The sequence below is a fragment of the Methylobacterium sp. J-048 genome (assembly GCF_022829515.1).
GTDB lineage: Bacteria > Pseudomonadota > Alphaproteobacteria > Rhizobiales > Beijerinckiaceae > Methylobacterium.
Map to the genome: position 1 here is coordinate 22,863 of NZ_JAKSYL010000139.1, position 20,781 is coordinate 43,643.

Genomic DNA, 20,781 nt, shown 5'->3' on the forward strand with positions numbered 1-20,781 from the left:
GCCGCCGCCAGGTCTCAAGAGATCAGACCGCCAGCGCCTCATTGAGGAACGCCTGGAGCTGGGCCTGGTGCTTCGACATCTGGCCCACGGCCGTGGACGCGGAGGCCGGGCGTCCGACGTAGCGGGCCCGCTTGACCGCGGAGCCGGCCTGGCCGAGCACCCATTCGAGATAGGGCTCGACGAAGGACCAGGGGCCCATGTTCTTGGGCTCCTCCTGGCACCAGACCACGTCCGCGTTGCGGAACCGTCCCATCTCGGTGGCGAGCGCCTTGAGCGGGAACGGGTAGAGCTGCTCGACGCGCATCAGGTAGACGTCGTTGAGCCCGCGCTTCTCCCGCTCCTCCAGCAGGTCGTAATAGACCTTGCCGGAGCACAGCACGACGCGGCGGATCTTGTCGTCGCGCACCAGCTTGTTGGGCGTGCCCTCCTCCTCGGCATCGTCCCAGAGGACGCGGTGGAAGGTCGAACCCTCGGCCAGGGCGTCCAGCGTCGAGACCGCCCGCTTGTGGCGCAGCAGCGATTTCGGCGTCATCAGCACGAGCGGCTTGCGGAAGTCCCGCTTCAGCTGTCGGCGCAGGATGTGGAAGTAGTTGGCCGGCGTCGTGACGTTGGCCACCTGCATGTTGTCCTCGGCGCAGGCCTGGAGGTAGCGCTCCAGGCGGGCGGAGGAGTGTTCGGGACCCTGGCCCTCGTAGCCGTGCGGCAGCAGCAGCACGAGGCCGGACATGCGCAGCCACTTGCGCTCGCCGCTCGCGATGAACTGGTCGATCACCACCTGGGCGCCGTTGGCGAAGTCGCCGAACTGGGCCTCCCACAGGACGAGGGCGTTCGGCTCGGCCAGCGAGTAGCCGTACTCGAAGCCGAGCACCGCCTCCTCGGAGAGCATCGAGTTGATGATCTCGATCGAGGCCTGTCCGCCGCGGATGGCGTTGAGCGGCGTGAAGCGCTGCTCGTTCTCCTGATCGATCACAACGGCGTGGCGCTGCGAGAAGGTGCCGCGCTCGACGTCCTGGCCGGAGAGCCGGACCCGGTTGCCGTCGAGCAGGGTCGCCCCGAAGGCCAGGGCCTCGGCGGTCGCCCAGTCGATGCCGGCGCCGGTCTCCACGGCCTTGGCGCGGTTGTCCATGAACCGCTGAATCGTGCGGTGCAGGTGGAAGCCCGGGGGCGCCTGGGTGATCTTGCGGCCGATCTCCTGCAGGGTCTCGGCCGGTACCGCGGTGCGGCCGCGGCGCGGATCGTCGACATCCTCGTGCACGGCCTTGAAGCCGGACCAGCGGCCGTCGAGCCAATCGGCCTTGTTGGCCTTGTAATTGGTCGCGACGTCGAGCTCGCTGTCGAGCACCTGGCGGAACTCGGCTTTGCGGGCGTCGAGGGCCTCCTGGTCGAGGGTGCCGTTCTCGACGAGCCGGCGGCCATAGGTCTCCAGCACCGACGGATGCTTGCGGATCCGCTGGTACATCTTCGGCTGGGTGAAGGCCGGCTCGTCGCCCTCGTTGTGGCCGAAGCGGCGGTAGCACAGCATGTCGATCACGACCGGCTTGCCGAACTTCTGCCGGTACTCGACCGCAACCTTGGCCGCGAAGGTAACGGCCTCCGGGTCGTCGCCGTTGCAGTGGAAGATCGGCGCCTCGACCATCTTCGCCACGTCCGACGGATAGGGCGAGGAGCGCGAGAACCGCGGATCGGTGGTGAAGCCGATCTGGTTGTTGATGATGAAGTGCACCGAGCCGCCGGTGCGGTGGCCCTTCAGGCCCGACAGGCCGAAGCACTCCGCGACCACGCCCTGCCCGGCGAAGGCGGCGTCGCCGTGGATCAGCAGCGGCAGCACGCTGGAACGCTGGATATGGGGCTTGGCCCACTGGTCCTGCTTGGCCCGAACCTTACCGAGCACCACCGGGTCGACGATCTCGAGGTGAGACGGGTTGGCGGTGAGCGACAGGTGGACGTTGTTGCCGTCGAAAGCGCGGTCCGAGGACGCGCCCAGGTGGTACTTCACGTCGCCCGAGCCCTCGACCTCGGCCGGCGAGGCGGAACCGCCCTTGAACTCGTGGAACACCGCCCGGAACGGCTTGGCCATCACGTTGGTGAGCACGTTGAGCCGGCCGCGATGGGCCATGCCCAGCACGATTTCGCGGACGCCCAGAGCGCCGCCGCGCTTGATGATCTGTTCCAGCGCCGGGATCATCGCCTCGCTGCCGTCGAGGCCGAAGCGCTTGGTGCCGGTGTACTTGAGGTCCAGGAATTTCTCGAAGCCCTCGGCCTCGATCAATTTGTTCAGGATCGCGCGCCGGCCCTCCGGCGTGAACGAGATTTCTTTGTCCTTGCCCTCGATGCGCTCCTGGATCCACGCCTTCTCGGCGGGGTCGGAGATGTGCATGAACTCGACGCCGAGCGTCTGGCAGTAGGTCCGCTCCAGGATGTCGACGATCTCGCGGATCGTCGCGAACTGAAGGCCGAGCACGTTATCGAGGAAGATCGGGCGGTCCCAATCGGCGTCCTCGGTGAAGCCGTAATGCTGCGGGTGCAACTCCTCGTGGTCGCCGCGCGGGGCCAGCCCCAGCGGGTCGAGCTTGGCGTGCAGGTGGCCGCGCATGCGGTAGGAGCGGATCAGCATGATCGCCCGCACCGAATCCTTGGTGGCCTGCTCCACCGACACGCCCGTCGTGGCGGCGACGCTGTCGACCGGCTTGCCGGGCTTCGGCTCCTTGGCGTCGCGGGCGACGATCTTGTCGCCGATCGCCTTCTCCAGGGCGCCCCAATTGCCGTCGAGCGCCGAGACCAGCTCGCCGTTGAGCGGCACCGGCCAGTTGGGCTTCTCCCAGGATGCGCCCGCGGCGTTCTTCTCGACCAGGGTCTCGTCCTCGCCGAGCCCCTTGAAGAACGTCTGCCATTCCTGGTCGACCGAGGCCGGGTTGCGGGCATAGGCCGCCTGCAGTTCCTCGATGTAGGCGGCGTTGGCGCCGTAGAGGAACGAGGTTTCGAGGAGCGCTTCGTTCACGTCCTGGCGTGCCATGGTCCGTTCATCCTATCGCGCGGGCAGGCTCTCCTGCCCTTCCGGCGACCCGCTCGCGGGGCGGATCGCCCTGAAATTGAACCGGGGCGGCAGACCGCCCCGTCCCGTCGATATGGGGGTCGCGCGCCTGCGCCGGCCGCGACCCAGACGCGCGGCCCTCAGCCCTTGAGGACTTCGACCAGCGTCGAGCCGAGCCGGGCCGGCGACGGCGACACGCGGATGCCCGCCGCTTCCATGGCGGCGATCTTGTCCTCGGCGCCGCCCTTGCCGCCCGAGATGATCGCGCCGGCATGGCCCATGCGGCGGCCCGGAGGCGCCGTGCGGCCGGCGATGAAGCCGACCATCGGCTTCTTGCGCCCGCGCTTGGCCTCGTCCTTCAGGAACTGCGCGGCCTCCTCCTCGGCCGAGCCGCCGATCTCGCCGATCATCACGATCGAATCGGTCTTCGGGTCGGCGAGGAACAGCTCCAGCACGTCGATGAACTCGGTGCCCTTCACCGGGTCGCCGCCGATGCCCACGGCCGTGGTCTGGCCGAGGCCGGCGTTCGAGGTCTGGAACACCGCCTCGTAGGTCAGCGTGCCGGAGCGGGACACGATCCCGACCGAGCCCTGGCGGAAGATGTTGGCCGGCATGATGCCGATCTTCGACTGGCCGGCGGTGACGATGCCGGGGCAGTTCGGACCGACGAGGCGCGACTTCGAGCCGGTGAGCGCCCGCTTCACCCGGACCATGTCGAGCACCGGGATGCCTTCCGTGATGCAGACGATCAGCGGGATCTCGGCACTGATCGCCTCGCAGATCGCGTCGGCGGCGCCGGGCGGCGGCACGTAGACCACCGAGGCGTCGGCGCCGGTGGCCTCGCGGGCCTCGGCGACCGTGTCGAAGACCGGCAGGCCGAGATGGGTCGCGCCGCCTTTGCCGGGGCTGGTGCCGCCGACCATCTTGGTCCCGTACGCGATGGCCTGCTCGGAGTGGAAGGTCCCGTTCTTGCCGGTAAAGCCCTGGCAGATGACCTTGGTATTGGCGTCGATCATCACCGACATGATCAGGCTCCCTTCACGGCGGCGACGATCTTCTGGGCGGCGTCGTCGAGGTCGTCCGCCGGGATCACGTTGAGGCCGGAGCCCCGGATGATGTCCTTGCCCTCTTCGACGTTGGTGCCTTCGAGGCGCACCACCAGCGGCACCTGCAGGCCCACCGCCTTGACGGCGGCGATGACGCCGCGGGCGATGACGTCGCACTTCATGATCCCGCCGAAGATGTTGACGAGGATCCCCTTCACTTGCGGATCGGCGGTGATGATCTTGAACGCCGCGGTGACCTTCTCCTCGGAAGCGCCGCCGCCGACATCGAGGAAGTTGGCCGGGCTCTCGCCGTAGAGCTTGATGATGTCGAGCGTCGCCATGGCCAGCCCGGCGCCGTTGACCATGCAGCCGATCGTGCCGTCCAACGCGATATAGGCGAGGTCGTACTTGGATGCCTCGATCTCCTTGGCGTCCTCCTCGGTCTCGTCGCGCAGCGCGACGATGTCGGCGTGCTTGTAGAGCGCGTTCGAGTCGAACGAGATCTTGGCGTCGAGACACTTGAGGTGGCCGTCGGCGGTGAGCACCAGCGGGTTGATCTCCAGCATGCTCATGTCCTTGGACACGAACGCCGCGTAGAGCTTTTCCGTGAGCGAGGCCGCTTCCTTGGCCTGGGCGCCGGTGAGGCCCAGCGCCTTGGCGACCGCGCGGCCGTGGTGGGGCATCACGCCGGTGGCCGGATCGACCGGGATCGTGTGGATCTTCTCGGGCGTGTCGTGGGCGACCGCCTCGATATCCATGCCGCCCTCGGTGGAGACCACGAAGGCGACGCCGCCGGTGGCGCGGTCGACCAGCATCGAGAGGTAGAATTCCTCGGCGATCTGGGCGCCTTCCTCGATGTAGAGGCGGTTGACCTGCTTGCCGGCCGGACCGGTCTGGATCGTCACCAGGGTCTGGCCGAGCATCTCGCCGGCATACTGCTTGACCTCGTCGATGGACTTGGTGACCCGCACCCCGCCCTTCGCGCCCTCGGGAGCGCCCTTGAAGGTGCCCTTGCCGCGGCCGCCCGCGTGGATCTGGCTCTTCACGACCCAGACCGGGCCGCCGAGTTCCTTGGCGGCGGCCTCGGCCTCCGACGGGTCGAAGATCGCCACGCCGCGGGAGACCGGCAGGCCGAACTCCTTCAACACGGCCTTGGCCTGGTATTCATGGATGTTCATCGGGACCTCGTAGGGAGGAGCGAGTAGGGATTAGCGAAGCGCGAATAGATTTCAGGGTGCGATGCAGCCTCGAACAGGCCGCTCTTCGCTGCTGAATATTCGCTATCCGCCCTGAGATCAGGCAAGGTTGCTGTCGACGCCCTTGCAGGCCTCGATCAGGCCGGTCACCGAGGCGACGGATTTCTCGAACATCGCCTTCTCGGCCGGGTCGAAGGTGACCTCCAGGACGCGCTCGACGCCGCCGGCGCCGATCACGATCGGCACGCCGATGAACATGCCGGTCACGCCGTACTGGCCGTCGAGATAGGCGGCGCAGGGCAGGACCCGCTTCTTGTCGCGCAGGTAGCTCTCGGCCATGGCGATGGCGGAGGCGGCCGGCGCGTAGAAGGCCGAGCCGGTCTTGAGCAGGTTGACGATCTCGCCGCCGCCCTTCCGGGTGCGCTCGACCATGGCGTCGAGCTTCTCCTGGGTGGTCCAGCCGAGCTTGACCAGATCCGTGAGCGGCACGCCCGCCACCGTCGAGTAGCGGGTGAGCGGGACCATGTCGTCGCCGTGGCCGCCGAGCACGAAGGCGGTGACGTCCTCCACCGAGACCTTGAACTCGTCGGCCAGGAAATGGCGGAAGCGGGCCGAGTCGAGCACGCCGGCCATGCCGACGATCTTGTTGGTAGGCAGCCCTGAGAACTTCTGCAGCGCCCAGACCATGGCGTCGAGCGGGTTGGTGATACAGATCACGAAGGCGTCCGGGGCGTAGCTCTTGATGCCCTCGCCCACCGCCTGCATGACCTTGAGGTTGATGCCGATCAGGTCGTCGCGGCTCATGCCGGGCTTGCGCGGCACGCCGGCGGTGACGATCACGACGTCGGCGCCCTTGATGGCGGCATAGTCGCTCGCACCCGCGTAGCTCGCGTCGAAGCCTTCGACCGGGGCGGCCTCGGCGATGTCGAGCGCTTTGCCCTGCGGCACGCCGTCGACGATGTCGAACAGCACCACGTCGCCGAGATCCTTCAGGCCAGCCAGGAGGGCCAGGGTGCCGCCGATCTGGCCGGCACCGATGAGCGCGATCTTGTTGCGAGCCATGTCGGATCGTCCTCCGCTGCGTGTCGTCTTCGGTGGGATCGGCGAGGTGCCAGGACCGTCCGGTTGTCGGCTCCGGCGCGGGATTCGCCGCTCGGGAATCTGCGCGGCTGTGTGGCCGAAAAGCCTTGTCGCTTCAACCCGATGGGCAGATGCAGACGCGGGGCCACGGGCCGTGGCAGCGCGCGGATGTCGCAGGCCCGGACGCTGAAACGCCAATGAAGCGAGGGTTTTAGGTGCAGTGCACCCGGCGCCGCGGGCACTGCAAAGCTCAGATGACAGATCCCGACACCTGTCATTTGGCTGGTTTCGGTATGGTCCCGAGCCGTGGGTCGCGCCCTCGGTCCGGTGTCCGAAACACGCGAGGCCCGGACGCGATGTCCGGGCCTCGGGATGTCTGCCGACCAAGGGGCCGGGTCGTTCCGGTGTCAGAGGATCCCGGACCGCAGGACTCTCTGGATCGCGTGGATGACCGCCCCGAACCGAGCCTCGATCAGGTCGCGCGGTACCTCCGCGTCGTGCTGGATCGCGAGTGGGTGCGTGAAGCGGTAGCTGGCATCGAAGATATAGGCGATTGCCCGTTCCCGGTCCCGGGCGGAGAAGATGCCCGAGGTGATGCCCTCCTCGACCACCCGCTCGACCAGGCTGCGCAGGCGGACCCGGTGCCGTCGGGCGATCGGCCGCGCCGACACCGTCGCATCGAGATGGACCGCGAACAGGTTCGGCTCGTCGAACAGGGCGTCGCGCTGCACGGTGGCGAGGGCGGTGAGCAGCCGCTCGATCTTGTCGTCGGCAGGATCGGGCGCGTCGGCGATGCCGGCCAGCCGAGCCTCGACCTCGCGCAACCAGCGACCGGCCACCGCGTCGAGGAGCGCGTCCTTCGACGGGAAGTACCGGTAGACGTTGGCGTGCGTCATCCCGGCTTCCGCCGCGACGGCGACCACCGTCACGCGCTTGGGCCCGAGGCGGGACAGGTGCTCGGTAGCGATACCGAGCAACCGGACATCGGCCGCGACCGGCGCCCGCGGACGCGACGGAGCCGCCACCTCGCCGGTGTCGCGAAGCGCGTCACTGGCGGTCGTGTCTGTTGCAGAAATCTTGGATTTAGCGCTGAGCGCCTCTTCCCCAGCCCCGTCAGATTCTGGCTTAAGGAACGGAAGCGGAAGGCGGGAGGTGGACAGGTGGTAGGGCGAGACGGACCCCCATCAGACCGGCGGAAGCGTCCCGGCGCTTCGCGTTGACGTTACGGCTTCCCCCCGGGAGCCCGTTGACACTAGCGGATTGGTACCGCTTGGACAGGGTATGTGTCAGTTCGGCTTGAGAACGCAACAAAATTTTCTTGGTTATCACCGCCCTTAGAAGCGGTCCTTCCACGCGCGCAGTGCAACAAACACCGCCTCCGGATCTGTGCCGGGCGCTAAATCCACTGATTTAGCCAAGGTTGGCAGGCTCGCGCGCAGGAAAGGATTGGTCGCCCGCTCCGCACCCAGCGTCGACGGAATCAGGAAGCGGCCCTCGGCCTTGGCCCGCTCGGCCTCGGCTTTGCGCGCCATCAGGTCGCGGTTGTCCGGGTCCGCCACCAAGGCGAATCGAGCATTGGACAGGACGTAGTCGTGACCGCTGAACACCTGCGTGGTGTCTGGAAGCGCCTCGAACCGCCGCAGGGAGCGCCACAGGGTCTCGGGCGGGCTCTCCATCACCCGGCCGCAGCCGAGGGTGAACAGCGTATCACCCGAGCAGACCAGGCCTGCCTCGGCGAACCAGTAGGTGACGTGGTCGGCACAGTGTCCAGGGGTCTCCCAGACCAGGGCCTTCAGCCCGCCGACCGCGACGGTGTCGCCTTCGCGGACCGCGATATCGACATCCGGGACCGCGTCGCCGGCCTTGGCGGGAGCCGTCACCCGGGCGCCGGTGGCGCGCTTGACCTCGGGGATGCCCGCGATGTGGTCGCCGTGCCGGTGGGTGACCAGGATGTCGGTGAGGTGCCAGCCGGTCTCGTCCAGCGCCTTCAGGACCGGGCCGGCCTCCGGCACGTCGATCGCCGCGCAGGCGCCGGTGACGGGATCGCGGATCAGGACCCCGATATTGTCGCTGCGGCACAGGAAGGTTCGGATCTCGGTCTCGGCTGCCATCGGAGTTCCCGGTCAGGAGGCGCGAAGAATCGCGAGGCGCGCCGAAGCGCGAAATCTGCTGCCGTGAACCGGTGGCGATCAAGCCCGGTTCCGTTCTTGTCGCTCGCTTTGGAGCTTGCCGGGGACAACGCGGCCTACCATTGAGTGAGGATCGTCGTCCCGGGCTCGGTATTCTGTTCTTCCATGCGTCTCGACGTCAACGGTCTGCGCGCCTTCTATGCCAGCCCCTTGGGGGCCGAGACGCACCGCGTCGTCGCCCGCACCCTCCATGGGTTCCTGGGCTCGGTCTCGGGCCTGCGCGTCCTCGGGATCGGCTACGCGACGCCGTATTTCGGGCCGATCCACTGCATCGCCGAGCGCACCCTCGCGTTCATGCCGGCGACGCAGGGGGTGGTGAACTGGCCGGGGACCGGCCGCTCCTGTACCGCGCTCGCCGACCCGACCATGATGCCCCTGCCCGAGGCCGCGATCGACCGGGTCGTGCTGGTCCACGCGCTCGAATCGGTGGAGAGCCCGACGGAACTGCTGCAGGAGGTCTGGCGCACGCTGACCCCGGGCGGCCGGATGATCCTGGTCGTGCCCAACCGGCGCGGGGTCTGGGCCCGGCGCGAGGCGACGCCGTTCGGCCACGGCCAGCCCTACAGCCGCTCGCAGCTCGGCCGGCTGATGCGCGACACGCTGTTCTCCCCGGAGGGCTGGGCCGAGACCCTGTACATGCCGCCGGTCCGCTCGCGGCTGATGCTGCGAACGGGACCCGCCTGGGAGCGCATCGGTTCCGGCCTCGCCCTGCCGTTCGCCGGCCTGCACGTGGTCCACGCGACGAAGCAGCTCTACCGCCCGATCGCAGTCCAGCAGGTGCGCCGCGCCCGCCGCCTCGCCCCGGCACGGGTGCTGGTGCCCGCCCCGTCGCCGGGCTGACGTGAGCGACAGACTGGCCGTCGCGGGCTGCTTGGTCTAGGTCGCGGCCCTCATGAACGTCGATTTCACAATCCAGCAGTTCCTGCTCGCCCTCTCGGGCCTGATCGCGATCGTCAACCCGATCGGCGGGGCCTTCATCTTCGCGCAGGTGACCGGCGCCTACAGCCATGCCGAACGGGTGCTGCTGTCGCGCAAGATCGGGGTCTATGCCGCCCTGGTGATGCTCGGCGCCCTCTGGGCCGGCACGCCGATCCTCAACTTCTTCGGGGTCACCCTGGCGGCCCTGCGGATCGCCGGCGGGCTGGTGGTGATGTCCTCGGCCTGGACCCAGCTCAACCGGCCCGAGGCCCGCGAGGCGCGCAAGCAGGCCGAGGCCTCGGGCTCGAAAGATCGGGGCTCCAAGGATCGCGGGCCGGCGACCCTGATCGAGACCAGCCGCGATCCGGCGCCGGGGCCGCTCGCCGAGATCGCGTTCTTTCCCCTGACCCTGCCGTTCACCACCGGGCCCGGCACCATCGCAGTGGCGATCACCCTGGGGGCGAACCGGCCCGCCGCTTATGCGGACCGGTTCGGCTTCTTCATCGGCGTCACCCTGGCGGCGCTGGTCGTGGCGCTGGCGGTGGCGCTGATCTACGCCTCGGCCGACCGGGTGGTGGCGCTGATCGGTCCGGCCCGGGCGCGGGTGACTGGGCGCCTGTTCGCCTTCCTGCTGCTCTGCGTCGGGACCCAGATCCTGATCACCGGGCTGACCGACGTGTTCGCGCCGCTGATCGCGGCGCGCTGAGCGGACCTCAGATCACCGGCAGGGTGTTGAGTCCGCCGAACAGGGCCGCGTGGCCGGCGTAGTAGAGGAAGAGGAAGAGCGCGAGGGCGCCCCCGTACCAGGCCGGTGCCAGCACCACGTGGCGGGCGCGGACCGCCATCCGGACATCGTCGGCGGCGATGGCGAGCAGAACCACGATGATCCCGGAATGGCCGATCGCATCGACTTTGCCGAACTCGAACACCGCCGACACGAAGACCGCCGCGAGGATGATCGCCGCGCAACGCCGGACCAGCGGGGTCCAGAGCAGCGCGAAGGCCAGGGTGAACTCGATGACGCCGGCGGCCTGCATGAACAGCTCGGGCGTCGCGCCCAGCGTCATCTCCGGCTTGGCGGCGATGAGCGGGGCGGTCCAGTCCGGATAGGCCCATTTCTCGATGGACGCCCACATCAGCGTGATTGCGGCGGTCCAGCGCACGATGTCGAGCGGGCGGAGGCCGAAGGGCGAGAGGTCGAGTCCGCGGCAGATCAGATAGACGGCCACGCCCAGGAAGATCGGATAGTCGGCGAGGTGGAAGACGCCGTACTGCGCGGTGGCGAAGCTGAACAGGAACACGATGCCGAGCCCGGTGAGCGGCATGGTCCGCCGCCAGATCAGGCAGGCGGCGAGCGCCAGCTGGAACCACGGGATCCAGGCGACGTCGGTCTTGAGTTCCGGGGTCAGGATGATGCCGCCGAGTTCCCAGAGCGAGACGAAGAAGAAGCCGAGGGTGGCCCGGACCAGCAGCTCGGTGTCGGTGCGGATCCGGGTGGTCACGCGATCCAGCGCGTTGAGCAGGGCGCCGCCCAGCGGCGTTCCCTCGGCCAGGCACCCGAACATCAGGCAGACCAGGGCCAGCACGGTCAGACCTTCGAAATTGGTGCAGAGCACCTGCTCGAGGCCCTGAGGCTGCCCGGCGACGTCGTAGGCGCAGAACCACTTGACGTGGGCCTGGGCCTCGCCGGTGGCCGCGAGGCTCGCGGCTCCGGCGATCCCGAGAGCGCATCCGGCGGATAGCCGCTTGTTCTTGAATGCTAGCATTGAACCCTCGCCGGTGCATCGAGACACCGTGGTTACCGGGCTATTTAGATAGATTAAGCGGCTGTTCGCCAATGGTTTGTTAACGAATATGAGTGGAAGGTTAACGCTGTGGATTCCGCGCGCAACCTGGACGATGTCGGGTTGCACTAGGGCTGGAACCCGGATCCGCGAACCGGGAACCGCGGGTCGATCCCCGTCCCGGCCGGCAGCACCGGATGCGCGCCGCCCTCCTCCCGAGTCACCGTGGTTCTCGGGCGGAGCGTCAATCGAATCAATGTAAATTGGTCTTCGGTCGAGATATAAAGATCGTATTCTGATCTATTGCACGATTTATTTCTGAAAATCGGTCAAAATTTGCGAGATTTTTCACAAAATTTCGACAATTGTGCTGGAAAGAGTCTTCGGTTTCGAGATCATAACAGCGGATAAGCTGTCAAATTACTTGCTTGTAGGCTTGCCCCGCGCGCTGTGCTGGGCGAACTCTCTGCCCTGCGCGACGCTGGCCAGACGACGAACGGACGCGGTCCCGCCGCGGCACCGGGCCGGCAACGGAGTGCAAGCTGTGAAGAGGGCGAACATTCCAGGTCACGCAGCCTCCCCTTCGGCGGCGCCCGGGTCCCACCGGGGATCGGGCGAGGCGGCGGGGGCGGGACGAGCCGATGCCCGATACCCGATCGGATCGGCGGCTTGAGCGTGCTCGGCCATCTCACGCGAAGCCGCGGCATCGGCGTCCGCTCGGCGGCGGGATGCGCCCGTCGGCCGGGCTTGCCCGCTCCCGGTCCGGGGCCGGACCGACGACACCAACCCTGACACCCCAGCAGGTCCGTCTCCGCGCGCCGCAGCAACGCCCGCGTAGATGCCGCCCTGCGCCAATCAAGCCAAGGAGACTTTCATGACCGACGCCACCCAGCTCAAGGTTCCGGCCTGGTACAGCCCGTTCGAGCTTCAGGACATCAAGCAGGATCTCCTCGGCCCGGGCAACACGAAGGTCCTGATCCTCTGCCTCGGCGGCAAGGGCGGCGTCGGCAAGACGACCATCGCCCTGCAGATCGCCGACCTCTGCGCCGAGGTCGGTCCGGTCCTGGCGATCGACACCGACCCGGCCAACCGGCACTTCCACACGGCGCTGATGCGCGAGACCGAGCCGGGCAGCCAGAACTTCGTTCCGCGCCGTCCGGGCGTATCCGGCTTCCGGCAGCGGCTGCGCGCGGAGGATTCCACCGGCCGCGTCGACCCGACCCTGGTTCAGGACCTGATCGAGCGCGTGTCCGACGCCGCCGAGCGCTTCGTCGTGGTCGACTTCCCGGCCGGCGACACCGAGACGACCCGGCGCAGCAGCGAGATCATCGTCGAGAGCTGCCGCGAGGATAAGATCCGCCTCTGCGTCGTCGTGGCTGCGGGCGCCGTCGACCCGACCGCTCTGGACGTCCTCCGGGAGTTGCGGCCGCTGCTGCTTGAAGCCGACCGGTCGATCCTGGCCAAGAACACCGCCCAGGCGACCAACTTCGATTACCTGGAAGCCTCGGACGTGGTCCGGCAGCTGCAGGCGCAGCCGAACTTTCGCGCCATCGAGATTGAGCGGATCGGCGAGCGCCTGATCGAGGCGCTGCGGATCCAGCACACGACCTGGCTGGAACTGGCCACCACCGCGCCGATGCGCCTGCGCGTCGAGGCGCGGCGCCTGCGGCGCAACTTCCACACGGCGTGGCGTGAGGCCTTCCGTCCGTGAACAACCTCGAGCGGTTCTACCGGACGGTCCACGGCCGGGAGCTGCTGCCTTAGGAGCGGCAGCTCGCCGTGCGCGTCGCGGCCGCCCTCAACACCACCACGGACGACGACTTCGTCGTCCACCTGCTGCTGCTGTACAACGCCACCCACGTCATCAGCGAGATGCACAACGAGCTGGTCGCTTCGAGAGACGCGCTCTCTCAGAGCAACCGGGAACTCGTCCACGACCTGTCGGTGGAAGTGCGGCGCAACACCCGGACGGTCTACGTGCTGCTCGGCGTGGCGGTGGCGAGCGTGCTGGGGAGCGTCTGGATCATCCTCAGCCTGGTGAACCTGTCCCACCAATACGCGGTCAGCGAGGCCCGCATCACCGCCGCCCTTCCGGCGATTGAGCGCCGGGCGCCGGGCGTGCCCCAGCCGGGGCTGGGGCGGTGATGATCGAGGCCGGGATGGCCGGTGGTGCTCGTTCAGCATCCCGCCCCGTCATTGCGAGCGCAGCGAAGCAACCCAGGGATACGCGACCGTCGGGGAGCGTGCGCTGCGCTGGGTTGCTTCGCTGCGCTCGCAATGACGGGGCGGTCCGGCTTACGGCGCCGGCGCTGCGGCGGTAAACGACGCCGTCGTCACGTCACGGCCTGTCCCGGTCGAGAGCGTCCCCAGAAACGCCAGCAGGTCCGCCCGCTCCGCGGCGCTGAGATGGAGCGGCTTGATCGATCGGGACCGGCTCGGGCGGTCGATTCCGCCCCGGTCATAGAGGTCGATCACCGCCTCCAGGGTCGCGACCGAGCCGTCATGCATGTAGGGGCCGCGCCGGCCGGCCTCGCGGAGCGTCGGGGTCTTGAAGGCGTAGCGCAGGGCGACGGAGGTCGGCTTAAAGCGGCCGCGGCCAATATCGGCGCCGCTGCCGACGCCGATATCGTGGAACGAGTTGTCGGTGAACGACCAGCCGGAATGGCAGCTCGCGCAGTCGGCGCGGCCGTTGAACAGGTCGAAGCCGCGCTTGGCCGGCTCGGCGATGGCGGTTTCGTCGCCGGCGATCCAGCGGTCGAACGGGGTGGTTCCGGTGACGATCAGGCGCTCGAAGGTCGCCAGCGCCGCCTCCAGCCGCTCACGGGTGATGGCCGGATCGTCGAACGCGGTGGCGAAGGCGGCCGCGTAGCTCCTGTCGGCGGACAGCTTGGCCAGCGCATCGGCCATCGGCAGATTCATGTTGGCCGGCGAGGTCATCGGCATGGCGGCGACGGATTCGAGGCTCCGGAACTTCCCGTCCCAGCCCATCGGGCCATCCTGCCAGGCGATGTTGAGCAGCGTCGGCGTACGCAGGTCCATGTCGCCCTGCATCCGCGTGGCGGCGCGCGCCCGCCCGTCGCCCCAGCCGAGATCCGGGATGTGGCAGGTGGCGCAGGCGCGGCTGCCGTCGCCGGACAGGATCGGATCGAAGAACAGCCGCCGGCCCAGCTCGGCCTTGGCGGCGGAATAGGGATTGTCGCTGGGGAACGGGATCTCGGCAGGCGGACGATAGGTCTCGCGCCAGCCGGCCCGGCGCGGATCGGCCCCGCCGCCGAGTTCCGCCGCCACACCGGCCAATCCGAGAAGCCCCGCGATTGCGGCGCCGACCTTCCAAGCCATCACCGACCTCACCAGCCTGCACTAGACCGGTATTCGTTGACGACCGATGAATCCGACCAGGATGTTTTACATGCGCCTGCGTATTGGTGGATCCATGATGACGCATCCAGGTGACGTCATCGCCGACATTGCACCTCACTCCAACCGGACAGAGACGCTGTCGCTTGCCCCCGTGGCATCAAGAACCGAGATCCGCGTGAAACCGGCCCCGCCCGGGATCCATTCGGCCCGGCGCCGCGGCGACTGTGCGACCGGCTGACCGTCGACCAGCCAGGTCAGCGGCGGCACCCCGCCCAGCGCCTTGAGGGCGAGACCCTGGCTTGCGGTGTCGCGATCGTCCCCGAGCCTCGCCGCGAGACCGAGATCGATCCGCGCGCCGTCCGGGGGATAGGCGATCTTCAGCGCCGGACCCTGCGCCTCGCCCCCGTCCCGATGCAGCCGCCGCAGCGGCGGCGGCAGGCCGCCGGGTTCGGCCGCGCTCAGCACGTCGCGGGGCTGCGGGACCGGTTCGGGCTCGGTCCCGAGCCGCGCGAAAGCGTCGAACAGGATCGGGGCGGCGGCCACGCGCCCGACGAGGCCGGGCACCGCGGCGCCGTCGGGCCGCCCGATCCAGGCCACCACGGTGACCTGCCGGTCGAACCCCGCCGCCCAGGCGTCGCGATAGCCGAACGACGTGCCGGTCTTGTAGGCGATGCGGTTCGGCAGCGCGTTCTCCGGCGGCGGCGTCCCGCGCAGGATGTCGGCGACGTACCAGGCCGCCACCGGCTCGGTGATCCGATGCTCCGCGCCGGTGGCGCCTGAGTCCCCGGCCCGGCGCAGGATGTCCGGCACCGTGCCGCCGCGGGCCAGGCCGGCATAGAGCCGCGCGAGGTCGGTGAGCGTGATGCCGAGACCGCCCAGAGCGACCGGCAGGCCCGGCGCCGCCTCACGGGGGAGCTGGATCCCGGCGCCGGCCGCCCGCAGCCGGGCAATGAACCGCGCCGGCCCGACCGCCTCCATCAGCGCCACCGCGGGCACGTTGAGCGAGAGCTGCAGGGCGCGCCGCGCCGTCACCGTCCCCTGGAAGGTCAGGTCGAAATTCTCCGGCGCGTAGTTCTCCGAGAACCGCGCCGGGCGGTCCTCCAGCAGCGTCTCGGGATGGGCGAGCCCGTTCTCGAAGGCCAGGGCGTAGACGAACGGCTTCAGGGCCGAGCCCGGCGAGCGGACCGCCAGGGTCATGTCGATTGCCCCGCGCCGGCTCGGATCGAGATAGCCGGCGCTGCCGACCTGGGCGAGGACGCGGCCGTCGCGGTTGTCGAGCACCAGGATCGCCGCCGAGAGGTCCGGCCCGGCCGCGGCGGCGCGCTCGGCCGCCAGGGCCTCGAGCCGCGCCTGCAGCCGCCCGTCGATGGACAGGCGGATCACGCCCACGCCCGGCTCGGCCGCCACAGCCTCCTCGGCGGCGTGAGCGGCCAGCATCGGGAACGGCCTGCGTTCGGTCGGCACCGGCTCCGCCTTGGCGGCTGCGGCCTCCGCCGGGGTGAGAAGGCCCCGGCGCGCCGCCAGATCGAGCACCCGGTCGCGGGCGGCCCGGGCGCGGGCAGGGAACCGGTCCGGCCTTCGGGTCTCGGGGGATTGCGGCAGGGCGACCAACAGGGCCGCCTGCGCCGTCGTCAGCCGCATCGGCTCCCGCCCGAAATAGGCGAGGCTCGCCGCACGCACGCCCTCGAGCGGGCCGCCATAGGGTGCGAGCGCCAGGTACAGGTCGAGGAGCGCCGCCTTGCCGAGCTGCCGCTCCAGCGCCACCGCCCGCACCATCTGGCGGAGCTTGGCCTCCAGCGAGCGCCCGCGCCGCGGCTCGACCAGCCGGGCGACCTGCATCGACAGGGTCGAGCCCCCCGACAGGATCCGGCCATGCCCCAGCCATTGGCCGGCGGCGCGCAGGATCGCCAGCGGGTCGATGCCGGGATGCGATTGGAAACGCCGGTCCTCGTAGGCGAGCAGCATCGCCCGATAGCGCGGATCGACGGTCGCCGCTTTGGCCGGAAGCCGCCAGCGGCCGTCCGCGGTGGCGAAGGGGCGCAGCAGCGCGTCGGACCGGTCGAGCACCACGGTGGAGCGCGCCGAGGCCGCCGCCAGGTCGAGGGGCGGCAGCGAAGCGGCGTAGCGCCAGACCAGACCGGCACTCGCCGCCATGAGCAGCCCGACCAGGAGGGCCGCGATCCCGAGGCCCACGCGCACCGCGCGGCCACGCCGGGTTTCAGGCGCTGCGGCCGCGCTGGGATCAGGCCCGTCGTGCGGCACGCATCCTCCAGGTCCCGGGATTGCCGGCGCGCACAGATTCAACGAACTGCGGCGGCAGGCAAGTCCCGGGGGAGCCGGCTCAGCCGACGCCGCGCAGGTCCGGGAAGGCCGGTCGGCCCGCCTGCCCCAGGCGGAAGGGGAAGGGCACGACGTTGCTGGGCATGATTTCGGGCTCGGCTTCGAGGATCTGCGGCGCGGATTTGCGCGCCTTGCCGGGCCTCGCCCAGCGTTCAAGCCGCTTGAAATAGGCCCGCCGGGTCAGCCAGATCGGAAATCGCCTGCTTTTGTGCATGTTCAACCCCTCGTCGACACGCGCGCGAATCGCGAATTCCAGTCCACGAAGCTCGATCGCTGAGGCTGATCGAATCATGACTGTATTCGTGATACCATGCCAACGCGCCAACGCTTGCATCCCCTGTTTGGGTGATGCGGGCCGGCAGGACGAGACGACCGCTCAGGCGGCGGCGGATTCCTTGGCCCGCTCCAGGGCGAGCTTGACGACGGAGACCTGGTCGACCTTGCCGGTGCCGAGCATCGGGATCGCGTCGAGCACCACCACCTCGGCGGGGATCGCCACGTCGGAGGCGCCGCGTTCCTTGGCGAAGCTCTGGTAGGCGGCCCGGGTCGCGCCCGTCTCCTGCGTGAACAGAACCAGCCGCTCGCCCTTGCGCGGATCCGGTACGGCGGCGACCGCGCTCGGCCGGTTCGGCCAAAGTTCGGCGGCCAGCGCCTCGATGCCGGCGAGCGAGACCATTTCGCCGGCGATCTTGGCGAAGCGCTTGGCCCGGCCCTTGATCGTGATGAAGCCCATGGCGTCGATCGCCACGATGTCGCCGGTGTCGTGCCAGCCGTCGGGCGGCGGCTCCAGCACGCCGGGTTTTTCGGCCCGCAGGTAGCCGAGCATGATGTTCGGGCCTCGCAAGGACAGGCGGCCGCCCTCCTCGATCCCGGGCACCGGTTCCAGGCGGGTCTCGATCCCGGGCAGGATCCGCCCGACCGTGCCGAAGCGGTTGAACATCGGCGTGTTCAGCGCCACCACGGGCCCGCACTCGGTGACGCCGTAGCCCTCCAGGATCCGCAACCCGAATTTCTCGCCCCAGGTCTTGCGGGTCGATTCCTTCACGGCCTCGGCGCCGGCCACGACGTAGCGGAGCGAGCGCAGGTCGTAGGCATGCGCGGCCCGGGCGTAGCCGGTCAGGAACGTGTCGGTGCCGAACAGGACCGTGCTGTTCGAGCCGTAGATCAGCTCCGGGACGATCCGGTAGTGCAGCGGCGACGGGTAGAGATAGACCGGCACCCCCGAGACCAGGGGCAGGACCAGCCCGGCCGTGAGGCCGAAGGCGTGGAACACCGGCAGCACATTGAACACCTTGTCGGTGGGCCCGAAATCGATCCGGGCCGCGACCTGGGCCACGTTGGCGAGCATGCAGCGGTTGGCCAGCACCACGCCCTTTGGCGTACCCTCGCTGCCCGAGGTGAACAGAACCGCGGCCGGATCCTCGCCCGAACGCTTCACGAGGGGCTTTCGCCCGGCCAGCAGCGCGCGGATCTTGTCCGGCGTGGTGATCGTGGCGCGCACGTCCTCCAGGTAGACCAGCTCGACCGTCCCCTTGATCGCCTCGATCAGGCTGCCGAGCCGGCCCTTCTCGATGAAGGCCCGGGAGGTCAGGATCCTGTCGACCTGCGCCGCCTTGCAGGCCGAGAGCACGTTGGCCGGCCCGGCCGAAAAATTGATCATCGCCGGCACCCGGCCCGCCGACGCCAGGGCGAACAGGGTCACGGCCGCGCCGTTGGCGTTGGGCAGCATCACCCCGATCCGGCCGCCCTCGGGCGCGAGCGGCATCAGCTTGCGGCCGAGCACGTTGGCGCCCAGGACCAGCCGGCTGTAGGTCAGGCGGCCGGTGACCGGGTCCTCGACGGCGTTGCGGCGCCAGCCGTGGCGGTCCCCGGCATCGATCAGCGCCGCCATCAGGCCGCGGTCGGTGTCGGCGGTGCGGAACAGCAGGTCCGACATGATGCCGTAGAGCGCCGCGCCTGCGGCCTGCCGCCGGGCCTTGCCCCGCAGGGTGTCGTCCACGGTCAGCCGCACCGGCGGCAGCACGGTCACGGTCACCTTGGGCCACCAGCGGCGGCGGACCTGCCCGCGGGACAGGCGCGAGAACGCGGTGCGCTCCAGACCGTCGATCTTCACGGGTACCACCATGGCCCCCGACTTGTCGGCGATCAGGCCGGCGCCGTCATAGACCTTCATCAGGCTGCCGGTGACCGTGAGCCGGCCCTCGGGGAAGATGATCAGCGTCTCGCCGCTCTTGACCGCGTTGATCAGCGTCCGCGTGGCGAGCGGCCGTGTCGGATCGAGCGGCATCGCCTTGGTGACCCGCAGGAACGGCCGCACCCACCAGCGCTGCGCGATGCCGCTGTCCACCGCGAAGACCGGCTCCTGGTCGAGCAGCGACAGGGCCAGCGGCGCGTCGAGGAACGAGACGTGGTTGAGCGCCAGGATGCAGTTCGGCCCGGCGGCCGCGACGTTGTCGAGCCCGCGGACCTCCAGCCGGTAGAAGGCCCGGAACAGGATCGAGAGCGCGTCCCGGAACGGGCTGGTCGGCAGGGTCGCGAACACGACGGCGCCGACGATCAGGTTCAGTACCGCCACCAAGGCGAGCAGGCTGGCGATCGACAGGCCGGCGGCCTGCAAGGCCGCGAGCGCCAGGGTGCCGGCCACCATGAAGGCCGCGGTGACGACGTTGACCGCCCCGATGATGCGCGCGCGCATCGCCTTCTCGGTCCAGGCCTGAACGGCGGCGAAGGACGGGACGATGTAGAGCCCGCCCGCCATGGCGAGCCCGAGGAAGCCGATGGCAACGCGCAGGCCGTCGCCGGTCTGCAGGAAGTCCAGCGGGCCGATCGCCTCCGCGGGCGGCGGCGGCAGGGACCCGATCGTCCAGGCGAGGTCGAGGCCGAAGAGCCCCATCAGCACCGCCCCGACCGGCGTCGGCAGCAGCACGATCCGGCCGCTGGCGAGCCACGAGGCCAGCCCCGAGCCCACCGCGATGCCGATGGAGAACAGCGCCAGCAGCAGGGTGATCACCGTCTCGGTGCCGTTGAAGGCGCCGCGCACCAGCACCGGCAGCAGCGACAGCACCACCACGCCGACCAGCCAGAACCAGCTCACCGTCAGGGAGCCGCGCCACAGCCGCGTGTCGGCCCAGAGGTCGCGCAGCAGCGAGGCGGTCGAGCGCGCGACGTTGCGGTCGACATGCAGGTCCGGCGCCCCCTCCCCGGTCGGCGGGATCATCCGGGCCGAGAGCCAGCACAGGACCGCGAAGCCCATCACCAGGGCGCCGAACACTAGGCCCGAACCGCCCATCGCCGAGGCCGCGCCGGCCGCGATCGTGCCGAGCAGGATCGCCAGGAAAGTCGCGGCCTCCACCAGCGCGTTGCCGGCGGGCAATTCCTCGCGGCGCAGGTGGTCCGGCAGGATGCCGTACTTGATCGGGCCGAACAGGGCCGCGATCGTCCCAAACAGGCCGAGCGCCACGAACAGCACCGGCACCGAATGCAGCAGGAAACCGAGCACCGCGGTGCCGGCGGCAAAGATTTCGGCGAACTTGAGCCGGCGCGCCATCAGCGCCTTGTCGTAGCGGTCGGCCCATTGGCCGCCCAGGCCCGACAGGATGAAGAACGGCCCGATGAACACGGCGCTCGCCAGGGTGACGAGGACGCCCGCATGGGCATCCGCCTGCCCGCCGATCCCGAACAGGATCAGGAAGGCCAGGGCGTTCTTCAGGAAATTGTCGTTGAAGGCCGAGAAGAACTGGCACCAGAACAGCGGCGCGAAGCGCCGGGCACTCATCAGGGAACGGAACATGGCGATCTCTCGGTTCCGAGCCTGACTGGCCCAGCCGATGCGTCGAG

Annotated in this window: 15 protein-coding genes; 4 read left to right on the forward strand and 11 right to left on the reverse strand. The window is 69.4% G+C overall.

All coding sequences use genetic code 11. The annotated features are described in order from the left end of the window. Positions 1 to 22: 22 nt before the first annotated feature. The 6 genes from MKL09_RS13430 to gloB form a co-directional block, all read right to left on the reverse strand. A complete protein-coding gene (locus MKL09_RS13430) occupies positions 23 to 3,013 on the reverse strand; it encodes a 2-oxoglutarate dehydrogenase E1 component (protein ID WP_244020764.1) in 2,991 nt (996 codons plus the stop codon). Between the two features lie 158 nt (positions 3,014 to 3,171). Next, positions 3,172 to 4,056 (reverse strand): succinate--CoA ligase subunit alpha, encoded by an 885-nt coding sequence (gene sucD / locus MKL09_RS13435; RefSeq protein ID WP_244020765.1) that lies wholly within the window; start codon positions 4,054 to 4,056, stop codon positions 3,172 to 3,174. Positions 4,057 to 4,058: 2 nt separating this feature from the next. Next, a complete protein-coding gene (sucC, locus tag MKL09_RS13440) occupies positions 4,059 to 5,255 on the reverse strand; it encodes an ADP-forming succinate--CoA ligase subunit beta (protein ID WP_244020767.1) in 1,197 nt (398 codons plus the stop codon). Positions 5,256 to 5,372: 117 nt separating this feature from the next. Next, positions 5,373 to 6,335: a malate dehydrogenase gene (gene mdh / locus MKL09_RS13445; protein ID WP_244020768.1), complete on the reverse strand. Its 963-nt coding sequence runs from the start codon at positions 6,333 to 6,335 to the stop codon at positions 5,373 to 5,375. A gap of 425 nt (positions 6,336 to 6,760) precedes the next feature. Next, positions 6,761 to 7,378 (reverse strand): TetR family transcriptional regulator, encoded by a 618-nt coding sequence (locus tag MKL09_RS13450; RefSeq protein ID WP_244020770.1) that lies wholly within the window; start codon positions 7,376 to 7,378, stop codon positions 6,761 to 6,763. Between the two features lie 309 nt (positions 7,379 to 7,687). Beyond that, entirely contained in the window at positions 7,688 to 8,464 is a 777-nt protein-coding gene (gene gloB, locus MKL09_RS13455; protein WP_244020771.1) for a hydroxyacylglutathione hydrolase, read from the reverse strand. 183 nt (positions 8,465 to 8,647) lie between these two features. On the opposite strand from gloB, the gene MKL09_RS13460 reads away from it, so the two are divergent. Together MKL09_RS13460 and MKL09_RS13465 are read left to right on the forward strand one after the other, a co-directional pair. Beyond that, entirely contained in the window at positions 8,648 to 9,382 is a 735-nt protein-coding gene (locus MKL09_RS13460; protein ID WP_244020772.1) for a methyltransferase domain-containing protein, read from the forward strand. Positions 9,383 to 9,434: 52 nt separating this feature from the next. Beyond that, on the forward strand, positions 9,435 to 10,166 hold the full coding sequence (locus tag MKL09_RS13465) for a MarC family protein (protein ID WP_244020773.1): 732 nt from the start codon (positions 9,435 to 9,437) through the stop codon (positions 10,164 to 10,166). Between the two features lie 7 nt (positions 10,167 to 10,173). On the opposite strand, the gene MKL09_RS13470 is transcribed toward MKL09_RS13465, so the two are convergent. Next, entirely contained in the window at positions 10,174 to 11,226 is a 1,053-nt protein-coding gene (locus MKL09_RS13470; RefSeq protein ID WP_244020774.1) for a hypothetical protein, read from the reverse strand. An 892-nt stretch (positions 11,227 to 12,118) separates the two neighbouring features. Here MKL09_RS13470 and MKL09_RS13475 point away from each other — a divergent pair. Further along, the gene (locus MKL09_RS13475; protein ID WP_244020775.1) at positions 12,119 to 12,955 is read left to right on the forward strand and encodes an ArsA-related P-loop ATPase; all 837 of its coding nucleotides are present in this window, start codon (positions 12,119 to 12,121) and stop codon (positions 12,953 to 12,955) included. 68 nt (positions 12,956 to 13,023) lie between these two features. Continuing rightward, positions 13,024 to 13,389, forward strand: coding sequence for a hypothetical protein (locus tag MKL09_RS13480; protein WP_244020776.1), 366 nt, complete (start codon positions 13,024 to 13,026; stop codon positions 13,387 to 13,389). A 150-nt stretch (positions 13,390 to 13,539) separates the two neighbouring features. Here MKL09_RS13480 and MKL09_RS13485 read toward each other — a convergent pair whose 3' ends face one another. The 4 genes from MKL09_RS13485 to MKL09_RS13500 form a co-directional block, all read right to left on the reverse strand. Beyond that, positions 13,540 to 14,583 (reverse strand): cytochrome-c peroxidase, encoded by a 1,044-nt coding sequence (locus tag MKL09_RS13485; protein ID WP_244020777.1) that lies wholly within the window; start codon positions 14,581 to 14,583, stop codon positions 13,540 to 13,542. A 135-nt stretch (positions 14,584 to 14,718) separates the two neighbouring features. Continuing rightward, on the reverse strand, positions 14,719 to 16,866 hold the full coding sequence (gene pbpC, locus MKL09_RS13490) for a penicillin-binding protein 1C (protein ID WP_409566927.1): 2,148 nt from the start codon (positions 16,864 to 16,866) through the stop codon (positions 14,719 to 14,721). Between the two features lie 79 nt (positions 16,867 to 16,945). Beyond that, positions 16,946 to 17,236, reverse strand: coding sequence for a hypothetical protein (locus MKL09_RS13495; protein WP_244020779.1), 291 nt, complete (start codon positions 17,234 to 17,236; stop codon positions 16,946 to 16,948). 84 nt (positions 17,237 to 17,320) lie between these two features. Next, positions 17,321 to 20,734: an acyl-[ACP]--phospholipid O-acyltransferase gene (locus MKL09_RS13500; RefSeq protein ID WP_244020781.1), complete on the reverse strand. Its 3,414-nt coding sequence runs from the start codon at positions 20,732 to 20,734 to the stop codon at positions 17,321 to 17,323. Between the last annotated feature and the right edge of the window lie 47 nt (positions 20,735 to 20,781).